This is a genomic window from Bacteroides xylanisolvens XB1A (assembly GCF_000210075.1).
Lineage (GTDB): Bacteria > Bacteroidota > Bacteroidia > Bacteroidales > Bacteroidaceae > Bacteroides > Bacteroides xylanisolvens.
This window is the reverse complement of the sequence record NC_021017.1, coordinates 2642724-2659852: the sequence shown is the minus strand read 5'-3', so window position 1 is coordinate 2659852 and position 17129 is coordinate 2642724. Positions and strand designations below refer to the sequence as shown.

Sequence of the window (17129 nt, the reverse complement as noted above, 5' to 3'; positions counted from 1 at the left end):
AAAAGCAGGAAAATGTCCTGCATTTGTAATTACGCGATTCTCTATTTCGGCTGTTTCGAAAATATGCCAATCAAGCTGCGATAGATTTTTGATTATTTTTGTTATTTGGAGAGCAGATGCCCGAATAACTAATCATTTTATTATTTTTTCCTTTCCGATATATTATGGTAAACTAGAGATAAAAATGTTTCTTAATAGTCCATTTTTATCTTCTTCACCGGGGAACGATAGCTTCCTCGGTGAGGAACAAGTCGATGCACACCGAGGAACACTTCGTTGGTTTTAAAGCAATGAGCGGTTTCTGAATAGAGAAAGATGCATATCCTGTTTGCTTTTATGCAATATTAGGCATCCTTTTGTATGCTCATGCGTTTATTTATGCAGTTTATTTTCCGGTTCGTTATTTTCTAATTGGCCATTTCCTTGTATAATATTAAAAATAGAACATTGAAAGTATATATTATCAAGTCGATAAGCAGTTGTCTATTTAAATAAAATAAATTCCTATTACCCTTTTCAAGAAAGTATAATGATTAAGTAATATAGTATTAAAATATTGATTGACAATTGCCTATGTTTGCAACGTTATTTTAAATGGAAATCTAATACACAATAAAGTTGTTATGAGAAAATCAACAAGGATAATTTATTTAAAGATGGTTGCACTAGCTATGGTCACTACATTTTCCACTCTGAATGGTAACATATCTGCCAATACACTTCAGAAAGAACTCCATTCGGGATGGAGGTTTAAACAAGCTCGTCTTTCTAACTGGTATCCTGCTACAGTTCCGGGAGTAGTACACACTGACTTGATTGATAATAAAATCATTGAAGATCCTTTTTATCGCTTAAATGAAAGAGGTGTACAGTGGGTTGATAAGGAAGACTGGATTTATGAAACAACCTTCGATGTAGCACACGAATTGATGGATAAAAACAATATACGGCTTTATTTTAAAGGGCTTGATACTTATGCAGATGTCTATTTGAATGGAGAAAAGATATTGGAGGCAGACAATATGTTTCGTGAATGGAAACTTCCCGTAAAAGATAAACTGAAAGCAAAGGATAATAAATTAAGGATATATTTCCATTCTCCTATTAAACGGGATATGCCTAAATGGGATGCGCTGCCTTTTCACTATGAGGCAATCAACGACCAGTCGGAGAATGGAGGAGTATTCAATAGAAAGGTTAGTGTTTTTGCCCGTAAGGCAGGCTATCATTATGGTTGGGACTGGGGACCTCGCCTGGTAACTTCTGGTATCTGGAGACCTGTTTTATTAGAAGCATGGGATGATTTGCGGATAGAAAATGTGTTTATCCGGCAAAAAGAGGTTTCTTATAAACAAGCCGACATTAGTAATATTGTAGAAATACTAGCCGATAAAGATATTGAGAAGGCTGAAGTTACGGTCAGAGACAATAAGACTGGAAAGATTTATGGTGCTACTACTACCTGCCTGACAAAAGGATTGAATAAGATTGCTGTAAACTTCTTTATAAAGAATCCAAATTTGTGGTGGAGCAATGGACTCGGAAAAGCCAATCTATATGAATTCCGGACCGAAGTAAAAACAAACGAGCAAAATAAGGATTGTCTTATAACTTCTACAGGAATACGTTCATTAAAAGTTATACGTAAGGAGGATAAAGAGGGAAGATCATTCTATTTTCAACTTAATGGAATACCTGTATTTTCCAAAGGGGCTAATTATATCCCTTGTGATAATTTTCTGCCTCGTGTGACGAAGGAACTGTATGAGAAAACGATCCTGGATGCTGTCAATGCTAATATGAATACTTTGCGTGTGTGGGGTGGAGGGACTTATGAAGATGATTATTTCTACGAATTATGCGATAAATATGGTATTCTTGTGTGGCAGGATTTTATGTTTGCCTGCAGCGTATATCCCTCCGAAGGTGAATTGCTGGGAAATATTCGTCAGGAAGCGATTGATAATGTTCGCCGTTTGCGCAATCACCCTTCTCTTGCTTTATGGTGTGGTAATAATGAATGTCTGGAAGCTTGGTTTGGTTGGAATTGGAAAGAAAACTATGTGAAGCAGAATCCGGAGTATGCCCGGATTATCTGGCAGCAGTATGAAGATCTGTTTCATAAAATGCTACCGGAAGTGGTGACAGAAAATAGCCCTGAAACATTTTATTGGCCTTCGTCGCCCTTCAGTCGTTATGACGGAGTTTCCGAGAATAATAAAGGAGATACGCATTATTGGGCTGTATGGCATGCAAAAAAGCCGATCTCCGAATATAATAAGGTGCGTAGTCGTTTCTTTAGTGAATATGGTTTTCAATCTTTTCCCGAATTTGAGTCGGTCAAAATGTATGCTCCGCACCCTGAAGACTGGGAAATAACTTCCGAGGTAATGATGTCTCATCAACGGGGAGGTGAGTTCGCGAACAAACTGATTGAAGACTATTTGCTGAACGAATATCGCAAACCTAAAGATTTCGAATCATTTCTGTATATGAACCTTGTACTGCAAGGGGATGCTATTAAAACGGCTATTGAAGCACATCGCAGGGATATGCCTTACTGTATGGGGACATTATTTTGGCAACATAATGATTGCTGGCCGGTTGCTTCGTGGTCGAGCCGTGATTACTACGGACGTTGGAAAGCGCAACATTATTTTGCCAAGGCAGCTTTTCGGGATGTGCTTGTATCTCCCATAGTTAATAATGACAAGCTTGATGTATATATTGTATCTGATAGATTAAGGAAAACGAGCGCTATACTGGAACTGGAAGTCTGTGACATGGAAGGAAAGCTTGTTAATTCAATCAGAAGATCGGTAACTATTCCTGCTAATGAAAGTAAAGTCGTTATGTCCCACAAATTGAATTCATTTATAAAATCACAACCGGAAAATCAGCTTGTTATCTCCGCAACCCTTACCGATCAACAAGGAACGATTTACATAAATAATTATTTCTTGACGAAGCAAAAGGAGATGTTATATCCGCAAGTGAATATATCATATCAATTAAAGTCACTGCCTGACGGATATGAATTGACTTTAAAAGCAGACCGTTTTGCAAGAGCTGTATACTTGTCTCTTGATGGAATTGATAATTTCTTTGAAGATAATTATTTCGATTTGATGCCGGGAAAAGATAAGATAGTGAAAGTTCGTACCGATATTTCATATACGGACTTTTCCCGACAGCTAAAAATCAAATCGTTGGTCGATGGATATTAAATAAATGCACTTAATATTTAATCAACATCTGTTGCAGGATTGTACGGTATTCGCTAGGTGTGTTTCCTTTCTTCTTTTTGAATATCCGAATAAAGTTCGATAGATTATTAAATCCGCACGAGTAGCAGATTTCTGCTACCGTGTGTGATGTTTCAGTCAGCATCTGGCAAGCACGGGCCACACGGAGGTTGTTGATATAGTCAATAAAGGTGCAATTTGTTTTCTTTCTGAAGAAATGGCTGAAAGCGGATTCCGACATATTTACCAGAGCTGCTACATCTCCCAGTTTGATAGGTTCTTCAAAATTCTTCTCTATATAGTCGCAGACTTTTGCAATGCGTCTACTTTTTGAGGTACGTATCGTGTCTTTGGTGTCATAGAGATTACTGACTAAAATATGTCTGTCGGCAGTGGAGAGATCATACAAGATAGAGAGAAACTCTAAAACGGTGTGGAAGCCTTGCATCCGGGTAAGCTGGAGAATTTTCTCTTTCATTGCCAGCATGGTGTTTTCAGAAAAGCTAATTCCTTTCTGTGAGTCGAGTAACAGTTGTTTAATCGGGCTGAATAGTCGTTTCTCCAATATTGGAAAATTGAGCAATTTGTCCGAGAACTGAATTGTCACCACATGATTGCCTTCTACAATCTCCCCTTTCCAGGCATGTGGAAGATTGGGGCCAGTCATTACCAAATCCAGATTGTCAAACTTTTCGACTGAATCGCCTACAATTCTTTCTCCATACGTATTCATCACAAGATTAATTTCATAGTCGGAGTGATAATGTACCGGATAATCAAATTTTGCATTGGGATGATTTAAAACGATGAATAAATCATCAGAAGAAATGGGAGTAATTTCCTTTTGAATGTCTTTCATAAGAACTGTATTTAACTTGATACAAATGTACGAATAATAATAATACAAAAACAGGCTATTCAAAAAAGTATAATTATTAAGCAATATAATATCAAAAAACTATCATTATATGCCTTACATTTGCAAAGTGAATCATACTTAATAACTAATTGAATGCTATGGAATCATTTTCTATCGGAACTATTGATATTATAATCGTAGTCGTATATTTGCTATTTATTATATGGTGGGGTGTAAAGAACGGAAAGAGTTCGGATGCCCAATCGTATTTTCTTGCCGGACGTTCCATGCCTTGGTGGGTTGTAGGGTTGTCTCTGTTTGCCGCCAGTATATCCAGTACTACGCTTATCGGGCAATCGGGTGATGCTTATGATACGGGACTTGCCGTTTTCAATTATAACCTGACCGGTATTGTGGTTATGGTGTTTTTTGCTGTTTTCCTTCTACCTTTATATATAAGGTCGAAGGTCTTTACGATTCCGGAGTTTCTGGAGAAGAGGTTTGATAAGCGTTCCCGTTACTACTTTTCCGCTATTTGTATTATCGGAAATATTTTTCTGGATGCTGCCGGTGCGCTTTATGCAGCCGCATTAATTATCAAACTGGTATTACCTGAAGCTGATCTTCAGATGATTATTATAGTCTTTGCTATTATTGCAGCTTCATATACAATTCCGGGAGGACTTTCTTCTGCCATTAACGCGGAACTGATACAGGCGGTAGTTTTGATTTTAGGTTCGGTTTTGCTTACCTATTTCTGTTTTCAACAGGGAGGAAGTTATTTCTATCATTTGTTTGAAAACGATGATATATTGGTGAAGCTGATTCGCCCGTTGTCCGATAATGCCACTCCTTGGTTGGGGCTGATCGTGGGGATGCCCATATTGGGTATTTACTTCTGGGCTAATAATCAGACTTTAGTACAACGTGTTTTGAGTGCCAGAACTATTGATGAAGGTCGGAGAGGTGTTATATTCACCGGTTTTCTCACGATGAGCACATTGTTTATTATCGCTATTCCCGGATTGATTGCCCGTGATTTATTTCCAGGTTTGGATAAACCCGATATGGTATATCCTAATATGGTGATGCAATTAATGCCTGTGGGTTTGCTGGGTATTATGCTGGCTGCTCTGTTGTCTGCATTGACTTCTACGATTAGTGCTATCTTGAATTCTACTTCTACTTTGTTTACGATGGATTTTTATGCGAAGTTTAATAAACATGCTGATACAAAAAAGCTGGTACTGGTTGGTAAAATCGCTTCTTGTGTGATTATTCTGTTAGCTGCATTATGGGCACCTCAAATTGGTAAATTCGGATCTCTTCTAAAATATTATCAGGAAATGCTTTCTTATATTTCTCCTCCTATCGTAGCGGCTTTCCTTCTTGGAATTTTTAATAAGAGAGTGAATGGTGGCGGAGCTTTTATGGGATTGATTCTCGGTCTGGTAGTAGCGGTTCTTTTACTTTTCTTTAAAAATACGGTTTTTGGTGATTTGCACTTTTTATTGATGGTTCCTTTCTTGTTGATATTCAGTATAATAGTGATTTACATCAGCAGTTTCTTTTATGCGGCTCCGGGTAAAGATAAGCTTACTGACACCACCTTTTCTTTTAGCGATCTGAAAGAAGAATATGTAACCTTGAAAACAGTAGTCTGGTATAAGAACTATCAGGTATGGGCAGGGGTGTTACTTGTGTTAAGCGCATTGATTTGGATTATTTTTCAATAAAATAAATAGAATATATGAAATTAAAGAAATTTGAAGGAAACCCGATTCTTTCTCCGTCGGAAAAGAATGATTGGGAATCTTTGGTGACTTGTAATCCTGGCGTGTTCTATGATAACGGCATGTTTTATATGTTATATCGTGCTGCAGGTAATGATAGAGAACATGTTATCCGCTTGGGATTGGCTACGAGCAGGGATGGGTTTTATTTTGAAAGACACTCGGATCGGCCGGCTTTTTCTCCGAGTGTCGATGGGCCTGATTCCGGATGTGTGGAAGATCCTCGTATTGTGAAGTTTGATGGTGAGTATTATATTACTTATGCCTATCGGCCGGTACCACCCGGGCAGTATTGGAAGTTTGGGCATGATGAAGTTTTACTTCCTGAATGTGGTAAGTATGCTCCTGCAGCTATTGCTAAGAATTTAGGTAATACTGGGCTGGCTGTTACTACAGATTTTTGCCATTTTCGCCGTTTGGGACGTCTGACTTCGCCGGTGCTTGATGATCGCGATGTGATTCTTTTTCCCGAGAAGGTAAACGGACAATTTGTTATGTTACATCGCCCCAAGCAGTATATTGGCGAAAAATTTGGTGTAGAATACCCTTCTATCTGGATAAAGTTTTCGGATGATTTATTAGATTGGGAGGGTAAGGAAAGCCATCTTCTTCTGACAGGACGTGAAAATACTTGGGAGGAAAAGATTGGTGGAAGTACTCCTCCCTTGAAAACGGACAAGGGTTGGTTGATGCTCTATCATGGTGTGGAGCATGGCGGAAAAGGGTATTATAGGGTGGGGGCTTTATTGCTCGACTTGGATAACCCTCTGAAAATACTAGCCAAAACGCATGAATCAATTCTCGAACCGGAAGAGGACTTCGAGATAAACGGGTATTATAACGGTTGTGTATTCCCTACGGGAAATGTGATTGTGGATGATACGCTCTTTGTGTATTATGGTAGTGCGGATAAGTATGTCTGCGTGGCTACCTGCTCTGTAAATGAACTGCTCTCTTACTTGTTGACCGACTGCAAGGTGTAATTAACTGAATCTCCTTTATCTTTTAGTCTTTTAATGTGATGTGTATACACTGTTTATGTGTACATTGGGGAGGTTGCTATGCGAAAAATAGATAATCATAGATTAAATCGTTCAAAAAAGTATAATAATAGAGTAAATAGTGCGAATGAAAATGAAAGGTTATAGTCTATATTTGTATTATCAAATTATCAGTAAAGAATTCAACGCTTAAATTTTATATTATGATGAATAAACAGAAAAAACGGCTTGGTAGCATGTCACTCTGCAAAGTTGTGTTGATATGCCTTTTTTTGTCCGTATTTTCTACCGCATGGGCTGCGGTAGAGCAAACATCTTCCAAGATTACTGTGACTGGAGTGGTTAAAGATGTACAAGGTGAGCCTCTGATAGGAGCTACTATTAAAATTAAAGGTTCGGCTGTAGGAACAGTCAGTGATTTTGATGGGAATTACTCTCTGGCCAATGTGCCGGTGAATGGGGTTTTAGAGTTTTCTTATGTAGGTATGAATAGTATAGAAATATCGGTTTCCGGAAAAAAGGTGGTAAATGCGGTACTTAGTGATGCTACTCAATTACTTGATCAGGTGGTGGTCATTGGGTACGGGTCGGTGAAAAAGAGTGATTTGACGGGATCGGTTGCGACGGTAAAGCCGGAGGCATTAAGTGATATACCGGCTAATTCTGTTGAAGGATTGTTGCAGGGGCGTGCGGCTGGTGTACAAGTAATCAATTCGTCACAGGATCCGGGAGCCGGATCAACGGTTCGTATTCGTGGTAATAGTTCGCTGCGCGGATCCAATTCACCTTTGATTGTGGTAGATGGTTTTCCATTGGGAGATGCCGGTGATTTGAAACAGATTAATACCGATGATATTGTTTCAATGGAAGTATTGAAAGATGCTTCTGCTTCTGCAATTTATGGTTCCAGAGGTGCTAATGGAGTTATAATTGTAACCACTCGAAGGGCGAAAGAAGGAACTACGACGGTATCTGTCAAACAGCAGCTCACTTTCTCTGAATTTTCTTCCAAACTGGATTTGTGGAGAGACCCGGTGATGATGGCAATGTTGAACAATGAGGGACGTGTGAATGGTGGATTACAGCCGCTCTATATCGGTGCAAATAATTCTGCCGGTGTTTATTACCCGTCTATTGAGGAGCTTCAGACTACTTGGACAACCAATACCCGTTGGGATGAATTAGTGTTTAGAGATGCGCCTGTGTCTAATAATACAACAGTTTCTGTCTCCAGTGCTAACGAGAAGACGAGTTTTAACTTGAGTGCTAATTATTATACGGACCAAGGAATGTATATTGATGATGATTATAGTAAAGGGGGGTATAATCTGAATGTCAGTCATAAGATATATAAGAACTTTACGATTCGTGCATCCAATATTCTATATCTTGGCAACCGTAATAACAATGGCGGAATGGCTTATTGGAGAAATCCGATTTATCCTGTGTATAATGAAGACGGAACTTATTATCAGACTACTGCTCAAGATTATAGTCATCCTATCGCTATTCGCGAGCATAAAAAGGATAAAACCAAAATGCTGGATGTTATCTCATCCGGAGCTTTTGAATGGCAAGTGATACCGCAACTTCGTCTCACAAGCCAGTTGAATTATAAATATGGAAAATCTACCAACGACCAGTATCTGCCACAGAAATACACCCAAGTCGGTACGGAGAATCGTGGTAGGGGAGTCATTGGTAACACAGAGAATCAAAATTTTGTTTCCGAAACATTTGCCAATTACTCTCAAATGTTCGGCAAACATGAAGTGGGCGCCATGGTAGGTCATTCTTACGAGTGGTATCAATATCGTGATTCGTATCTGACTGCTAATGGTTTTGTGAATGAAGCATTGGGAAATGAGAATATGGGAGCCGGAGAGAAAGCGAACAATATTATTTCCAACGGGTTCTCGAAAAGTAAACTGGTTTCCGGAATGGCCCGTCTGAATTACACTTATGATAATAAGTATTTGCTTACTGCCACTTTTCGTGCCGACGGTTCTTCTAAATTCGGTAAGAATAACAAGTGGGGGTATTTCCCTTCCGGAGCTATCAGCTGGAAAGCTCACGAAGAGAAGTTTATAAAGAAACTAAATACATTTGATGAATTGAAGTTTCGTTTAAGTTACGGTATTTCGGGAAATCAGGGAATCAGTCCTTATCAGACTCTTAGCCGTTATGGAACGACTAAATATTACCATCAGGGACAATGGCTGACTGCTATCGGTCCCGGGTATGAGTCAGGGCAGTCCGGGCAAGACGGAATCTGGAAAATTTGGAGTGGAATTCCTAATCCGGATCTGAAATGGGAGACAACTGCGCAATGGGACTTTGGTATTGATATGGCTTTCTTTAACAGAAGACTTCGCGTCACTTTGGATATTTACAATAAAGAGACGTCTGATCTGTTGAGAGAAAGAAACCTGGCTCTTTCTTCCGGTTATGACCGCATGTGGGTGAATGATGGTAAGATTCGCAACCGGGGATTTGAAGTAACGATTGACGGAGTTATGGTAGATAAAAAAGATTGGAGCTTGAATGGAACTTTTATATTCTCTATGAACCGTAACAAGGTGGTTGATTTGGGAAGTAGTGTCGAATCGGGTCTATTGAAAGATGCCCGTACGGGAATGGAATATGAAGTTGTCGGTAACTTGAGTGAACAGTATCGCTCTTATACTAATATACTTGCTATTGGCCAACCGATCAATGTCTTTTATGGATATAAATGTGATGGAATTATTCAGACTTTGCCGGAAGGACTTAACGCAGGATTGTCGGGAGAAGATGCTATGCCGGGAGAATTCAAATATGTCAATACGTATGATGGGGACGGGACACAAGGTGTTGTGAATGAAAACGATAAATGTATTATCGGTGATCCTAATCCTGATTTTACGGCAAGTCTGAATCTTTCTTTCCGTTGGAAGAAACTGGATGCGAGTATTTTCCTGAATGGTGTGTTTGGAAATGATGTGTTGAACACCAAGACTTTTGGTGATCCGCATAATGCTGCACTCCGTTGGACACCTGACAACCCGACTAACAAATATCCCAGTCTGCGTGACGGACGTCAGACTCGCTTTTCTGACTATTGGATAGAAGACGGCTCTTTTGTGAGAATTCAGAATCTGACAGTAGGGTATACCTTTGATTTGCCTAAACAGAAAGTGTTTGCCTCGAAAATACGCCTATATATGAATGCTTCCAATTTATATACATTTACCAAGTTCGACGGGTATGATCCGGAAGTCGGGCAAAACGGAATTTATTCTGGTGGGTATCCTCGCTTGAGGAAATGGACAGTAGGTCTTGATATAACATTCTAAATTAAATGATATGAAAAAGAATATATACACTTTCATTTTAATAAGCTGTATCCTGGGCTTTTCCGGTTGCAGTCTTGATGAAGAGCCTTACGGATTCTATTCCGAAGATAACTTCTATAAAACAGAGGGGGATGCAATGGCAGCTATTCATTACGCTTATGCTACTCTTACCTATATCGAGTATTCGCGTGCTCTTTATTTCATCGGTGATATGCCTACTGAAATTATGACTACTAAAGGAGATGCCTCCGTTGATAATCGTGCCTTGAATCTGTGGAGAATTGATAACTTTGATACCAATGCTACTTTGGTCAATTTCTTTAAATACTCATTCATTGCTATTAATCGGGCGAATGCTGTCATTAAGAAGATGCCGGGTACGGATATTGATTCCAAGCTAAAGGATCAGTATTTGGGTGAAGCTTATTTTTTACGTGCATACAATTACTTCTGTCTTTCACGTAACTTCGGTTTGGTACCGATGCATTATGGAGTAGTGGAGACACTGTCGCAAACGGGTACTCCTTTGGCAAATAATATGGATGAGATTTATGATTTGATGATTGACGATTGTAAAAAAGCGGAAGAATTGTTGCCTGTATACGCTGCCCCCATAATGGGACGTATCGATAGAGTCGGTGCACAGGCTTTGTTAGCTAAAATCTATTTATATGCAGCTTCTGCCAAAGCAAATAATGTGCCTTTATACAAGGAAATGGCGAAAGATGTCAATTCTCTCTATCAAGATGCTATGACTTATGCCGGAAGAGCATTAGGATTGGATCCGGATTATCCGCAGAATACGTATGGTTTTGAAAGTGATTTGCTCAAGATTTATGATGTAGAGAACTTTGCCGGTAAAGAAAATATTTTCTTGATGTCTATGGATAGAACGGGAGAGGCAGAAGGACAATATTCTAAGATATCCAAAATGTTCCTTCCTTATATTGAGGGTGCTACTATCTGGATCAAGCAAGGAGACAAAGATGAATATATAAAATCTCATGACGGTTGGGGAGAATATCGTACGGAAATGAATTTCTATAATGAGTTTGATGGAAACGATTTGCGTAAGAAAGATCTCATTGTGGACAAGGTGTATAATGAAGATGGAACGGTAAAAGCGGAATGGAAACCGGATGGCGGTGATTTTGAGTACCCCTTCTGCCGAAAATACATCGATCCCAAATTTGATGGGGATAAGACTAGTACACGCCCCTTTCTCATTCGTTTTACTGACATTGCGATGGTGTATGCCGAAGCTGCCGGCCCGACTACCAAGGCTTATGAACTGATAAACTTTATCCGGCATAGGGCAGGATTGGGGGATTTGACTCCAGGATTGCCGATAGATGAATTCCGGGAGAAAGTATATGAAGAACGTAAGTTTGAAATGGCTTTTGAAGGAGATCGTATGTACGATATTCGTCGTTGGGGCAGGATTGGAGAAATCAAAGAAGTGAAGGATGCCGGACTAAATGAAAGTCAATATTCTTTCTATCCGTTGCCGCAAACCGAGATTAATCTTAATCCAAGTTTAAGAGAATAATAAAAAATCGTGAGCTATGAATAAACTATTAAAATACACACTGTTTATCCTTTGTATGGGGATAATGCAATCTTGTGTGAAAGACATGCAGGATGATTTGAATGATGGAGGATGGAATAACGAGAGGTCTGTAACGAATCTTAAATTCAAGAACCAGGTGGGACAGGCTGAAATTGAACGCATTGATGATACAACCGGGGAAGTTACCGTAACCCTTAATGTGGGGGCTATTCCTGATTTGTCGAAAGTTGAAATAGAATCTATCGAATTGTCGTATCAAGCCACAGCTTCTGCAGGTAAAGGCAGTACATTGGATTTTAGTAATCCGGAGCGAAAATCGGTTCTTACTGTAACTTCCGCAACTGGAAAAACACGTGAATATATGATCTATGTGAATGAATTCCGTGAAAGTCTGGAAGGTACATGGTCGATTAATAATTTGATTATTTATGGTGGTACAGGTCCGGAATGGGGTGGCGGAAGAGTTTATCCGTTTATGGACAAATCATGGTGCTGGTATGATGAATATTCCCCGGAAAAAGAGTATGACAATACACTGACCTTTATTATGGAGAATATCACAGATGATGGAAACACATCCGGGAAATGTATAAATGCTGCTGGGCCTGATGGGAAATATGCAGATTTTATATTTAAAGGTTCTTCTAATCCGGCAGATAAGACGGATATTGATCTGAAGAAGTATTATCGGAAAATCCCAGTAGGAGAGAGCCGTTGGATTCGTAATTACAGTTTAGGTACTATTACTTTTATTGATTCGGACGGAAATGAATCGACTGCCGTACTCGAAAATCCGGGAACTTATACATTATTCCAGGGGGGAGGTTATACCAATACGGTAACTTTGCCGAATAATGCTTTCTCTTTCCAAATCAATGGTGTGGATGAGTGGACCTATATTTATACTGATTATGATGTGTTTGCTAAACAGGCACGTAAGTTCTTTGTACTCGTGACAAAAAATGAGGATTAACTAATGGATGATAAAATATGAAGAAATACTTCTTTCTTTTTATAGTTGCCTTTTTTGCATCCTGTGCTCCGGTAGAACAGGATGTAATAATCACTATAGATACGGAAACGGTGCTAAATGATTGCTATATAGGCAATGGGGCGCAGTGGGATCCTTATCAACTGGATTATGGCAAAGGTAAACTAACTATTTCGGAAGCCGATTGGGAGAAACTGTATGACAGACTTGATTTTATGCGTCCGCAGTTTATTCGTATCATGATTAATACTTCTTCGTTTGTTGACCAGGGGAGATTGGTGCCGGAACGGGGGATGGAAGTATTATCCAAAATGTTAGACTACTGCCAGAGTCGTAATGTGACTGTCATGTTCGGAGATTGGGGATGGAGTGTCATTCGTGCCCGCGAAGCAGAGATTGACAGTCAAAGTCTTCGTCACGCAGCTGCCTTGGTTGATTATCTGGTTCATAATAAAGGATATTCTTGTATCCGCTATTACAATCTAGTGAATGAGCCGAATGGTTATTGGGCTGCCACTAATAAGAGTTTTCCTCTTTGGGCATCATCTGTCCGGCAGTTTTATCAATATATGAAAGAATTTGACTTGATCGGAGAAGTTGGTATCGTCGGTCCGGATATTGCCATCTGGGATAAAGCGGAGACAAGATGGATAGATAGCTGTGCAGTGCAGTTGAACGAACAAATAGAACTTTACGATATCCATACTTATCCGTCTAAAGTCACCGTTAATTCTGGAGAATATGCAGATATTATTGCTGCCTATAAAGAGAAGATTCCTGAAGGAAAGAAAATCGTGATGGGAGAAATTGGTTTTAAATTTGTGGAAAAGGCTGATTCTTTGTATCAGAAGGAGAATATTCGTAGAGCCAGGAGTAAAGTTAACGCCTCGTTGGAAGATTCGCAGATGTTTGTTTATGATTATATGTATGGAACAGATATGGCAGATGCTCTTATTCAAACTGTCAATACAGGTTTTTCAGGTTCCATTGCCTGGATGCTGGATGATGCCATGCACTCTAATGAAGCACCTGACAAACTGAAGATTTGGGGATTCTGGAATATATTCGGTGAAGAATGTTTCGGAGCAGAAGAGGAAAACGTCCGTCCGTGGTATTATGCCTGGTCGTTACTGACCAGGTATATGCCTGCCGGAGCTGTGGTTTATAGAACAGACACCACCGGAGAGCCTTTCGTAAAGGCTGCCGTATCAGGAAAAGATGGGAAATATATGATTGCTTTGGTGAATGTTTCTGATAGTCCGAAAACGGTAAAACTAAAAAGTAATGTTCTTTCTTCTCTGTCAGGTTGTAAAAAGTTCATCTATTCGGACGGTACGTTGAAACAGAAAGGAGATTGTCTCCTTTTGCCGAATGATGAGAACTTGATTCTTCACCTTGAGAAAGGAGAGACAGTGACTATGCCGGCAGAATCACTGATAGTGTATACTAATTACGATTATTAAAAACAGAATGATGAATTTAAAAACAATAATAGGAACTTTTGTGGTGGGGATGTTGCTTGTTTCATGTACGCACTCTGACAACCGGCTGACAGTGAATGTATTTCAAGAGGTTGTTACTTCCGGTTACATAGGAAATGGTGTGGAGTGGGACCCTTACGATGAAGCCGAGTCATGGGGAGCCTCCGTTTCTGACGAAGACTGGCAGAAACTGTTTAAACGCCTTGACTTTATGCGTATGGGGTATGTGCGTTGTATGATTAACAGTCCTTTTCGTTATTATGATCCGCAGACGGGAAAGTATGATAAAACACGTAATATAGCGTCACTTTCCCGCTTGTTGCAGTATTGTACGGATCATAATATTGTGGTGATGTATGGTGAATATAATCCCCCTACTTGGGCTATGAAGGATGAACAATGTTGGGTGGATATGTCTGTCGATTACCTGAATTATCTGGTCAATGATCTTGGCTTTTCCTGTATCAAATATTTTGTGATCTTTAATGAACCTGATGGGAATTGGGCTTCAACTGACGGTGACTACGACCTGTGGAAATCCATGTTACTCCGTTTTGCGGATAAGATGAAAGAATATCCCGGACTAGACGGCAAAGTGAAGTTTGCCGGCCCTGATGCAGTCGTTGATTACAAGAATCCGTCTTCTCCATTTGACGCGGCAGGATGGGTGAAACAGGCGGCCACCGACTTGGATTCGCACATCGGTATTTACGATATTCATGCCTATCCCGGACAACATGAAGTACGTTCTGGGCAATATGCGGAGATTCTGGCTCGCCATAAGGAATTTATTCCTGCTGGTAAAAAGATTGTGTTGGGAGAGGCCGGTTACAAATATTGGCGTGAAGCAGATTCGTTGTTAATGAAAGAGTATAACCGGCGTGTCGAAGGTCATCCGTTTACTAAAGGTACAGATTCTAATATGTTGGTATACGACTATTTTTATGGTCTTGATATGCCATTGCTCTGTATGGAGGTAATGAATGGAGGATATTCGGGAATAGCTGCCTGGATGTTGGATGACGCAATGCACAGTAGCGGTGATTCTGGTAAGACGGAAGATATTAAGTTGTGGGGAATGTGGAATATCTTAGGAGAAGAAGTCTTCGATGACCCTTCGCAGGAAGAAATCCGTCCGTGGTATTACACTTGGTCATTGATGTGCCGTTATTTTCCGACTGGTTCTAATATCCTTAAAACAACGCTTGATCGCACGAAAGGTGTTTATGCGGCTGCTGGAGAATATCAAGGAAAATATGTTTTTGCTGCCGTTAATATAGGAGACGAGGATCGATCTTTGGATATTTCTTTGCCTGCTGCTCTCGAGAATGTTTCTTTATATGTATATGAAGAAGGGAATAGGCAAACTAACAATGAAGGACACCCCGTCCCTGTCCAGACAGGATTAACTGTTGATGGAACTTATCAGACTATCCTCAAGGCTCAAAGTTTTATTTTATTAACGAATATAGATTAAAAGACAGATAATTATGAAAAAGCAAATCAATATACTTTTGGTCGGATTAGCATCCGTCTTTATGAGTTGTAGCGATGTGGAAGAGGTATCGGCGCTTTATCCGGAATATGAAGAAGTGAAAGAACTCTCCATTGTAGATAAAAATGCGACTTCCGAGACTAAAGCCTTGTATTCGAATCTTTGGGCTATTCAGTCAAAAGGTTTCATGTTCGGACATCATGATGATCTTTGGTATGGTCGTAAATGGTATAATGAGGAAGGACGCTCCGACACTCATGATGTTTGTGGTGACTATCCGGCGGTTTTCAGTTTTGATGTTGCTGAAATAATGGATGATCGTTATCAGAACCCGGAAAATGAAATCCGTAAAAGAGTCGCTTTAGAGGCTTATGAGCGTGGCGAGGTACTTATTGCATGTGCACATCTGAATAATCCGTTGACCGGAGGTGATTCATGGGATAATTCCAGTAATGAGGTTGTGAAGGAGATTCTTAAAGAGGGAAGTCCTACACATCTTAAATTTAAAACTTGGCTGGATCGTTTGGCGAATTTTGCACTGAATTTGAAAGGTAAGAATGGTGAATTAGTGCCGGTCATTTTCCGCCCTTATCATGAGCATACCCAAACATGGTCGTGGTGGGGGAGTTCATGTACGACCAGTGATGAATTTACTTCCTTTTGGAAGTTTACCGTCAATTATTTGCGGGACACAAAAAATGTGCATAACCTTATTTATGCGATTTCCCCGCAAATAGATTCTGTGCAGGGACGTGAGAACTTCCTATTTAGATGGCCCGGCAATGATTATGTAGATTTTTTAGGAATGGATTCTTATCATGGTTTGAGTCCGGTTGTGCTGACTACCAATATGAATACCTTGTCTCGTCTGTCAAAAGAACTGAAAAAACCGTGTGGGGTTACAGAAACCGGAGTAGAGGGTATTCAACGTGATGGTGTTCCGGAGAAAAACTATTGGACACAGCAAATCCTTACCCCTGCTACGGGACAGTTTGTCAGCATGATTGTGATGTGGAGAAACAAATATGATCCTAGTGAAAGTGAGTCGCATTTCTACTCCGTTTTTAAAGGGCATGCCTCTGAAAAGAGTTTTATAAAGATGTATGAAAGTCCGGTTTCGCTTTTCTCTGCCGATTTGCCGGATATGTATACAATGGCTGAAGGAATGAATGTGAAATGATAAACGCTGATGTTATCGCTTTTTATATAAGAATTAGTCTTATGTATACAGAAGACTAGTTTTCTAGCTGAATAACTTTATTCGTCTGACAACTGTATACTTTTTGTCTGACAGTTGTTAGACGAAAGTTCAACAGTCGTCAGACGAATAATTTTTTGCATGAACAGAATTAGCTGTAT

General features: G+C 39.8%; 10 protein-coding genes. 9 read left to right on the top strand and 1 reads right to left on the bottom strand.

Features of this window, described 5'->3' with window-relative positions:
• The first annotated feature begins 656 nt into the window (after positions 1–656).
• Positions 657–3227 carry a beta-mannosidase gene (locus tag BXY_RS10615; RefSeq protein ID WP_015531871.1) on the top strand — a complete coding sequence of 857 codons (2571 nt, stop codon included), beginning with the start codon at positions 657–659 and terminating at the stop codon, positions 3225–3227.
• 10 nt (positions 3228–3237) lie between these two features.
• On the opposite strand, the gene BXY_RS10610 is transcribed toward BXY_RS10615, so the two are convergent.
• Positions 3238–4104: an AraC family transcriptional regulator gene (locus BXY_RS10610; protein WP_004317421.1), complete on the bottom strand. Its 867-nt coding sequence runs from the start codon at positions 4102–4104 to the stop codon at positions 3238–3240.
• Positions 4105–4262: 158 nt separating this feature from the next.
• Between BXY_RS10610 and BXY_RS10605 the strand changes: the two genes are divergently transcribed.
• From BXY_RS10605 to BXY_RS10570, 8 genes are all read left to right on the top strand, one after another.
• Entirely contained in the window at positions 4263–5840 is a 1578-nt protein-coding gene (locus tag BXY_RS10605) for a sodium:solute symporter (protein WP_009040319.1), read from the top strand.
• A gap of 14 nt (positions 5841–5854) precedes the next feature.
• Complete coding sequence (locus BXY_RS10600) at positions 5855–6880, top strand: glycoside hydrolase family 130 protein (protein ID WP_008018960.1); 1026 nt, start codon at positions 5855–5857, stop codon at positions 6878–6880.
• 224 nt (positions 6881–7104) lie between these two features.
• A complete protein-coding gene (locus BXY_RS10595; RefSeq protein ID WP_009040320.1) occupies positions 7105–10233 on the top strand; it encodes a SusC/RagA family TonB-linked outer membrane protein in 3129 nt (1042 codons plus the stop codon).
• Positions 10234–10243: 10 nt separating this feature from the next.
• Positions 10244–11782 (top strand): RagB/SusD family nutrient uptake outer membrane protein, encoded by a 1539-nt coding sequence (locus BXY_RS10590; protein WP_004317432.1) that lies wholly within the window; start codon positions 10244–10246, stop codon positions 11780–11782.
• A gap of 16 nt (positions 11783–11798) precedes the next feature.
• Positions 11799–12776 carry a hypothetical protein gene (locus BXY_RS10585; RefSeq protein WP_195436315.1) on the top strand — a complete coding sequence of 326 codons (978 nt, stop codon included), beginning with the start codon at positions 11799–11801 and terminating at the stop codon, positions 12774–12776.
• Positions 12777–12793: 17 nt separating this feature from the next.
• Positions 12794–14257 (top strand): hypothetical protein, encoded by a 1464-nt coding sequence (locus BXY_RS10580; protein WP_015531868.1) that lies wholly within the window; start codon positions 12794–12796, stop codon positions 14255–14257.
• A 10-nt stretch (positions 14258–14267) separates the two neighbouring features.
• On the top strand, positions 14268–15752 hold the full coding sequence (locus BXY_RS10575; RefSeq protein ID WP_032851455.1) for a hypothetical protein: 1485 nt from the start codon (positions 14268–14270) through the stop codon (positions 15750–15752).
• A gap of 13 nt (positions 15753–15765) precedes the next feature.
• Entirely contained in the window at positions 15766–16950 is a 1185-nt protein-coding gene (locus tag BXY_RS10570; protein ID WP_015531867.1) for a glycoside hydrolase family 26 protein, read from the top strand.
• Positions 16951–17129 lie beyond the last annotated feature (179 nt).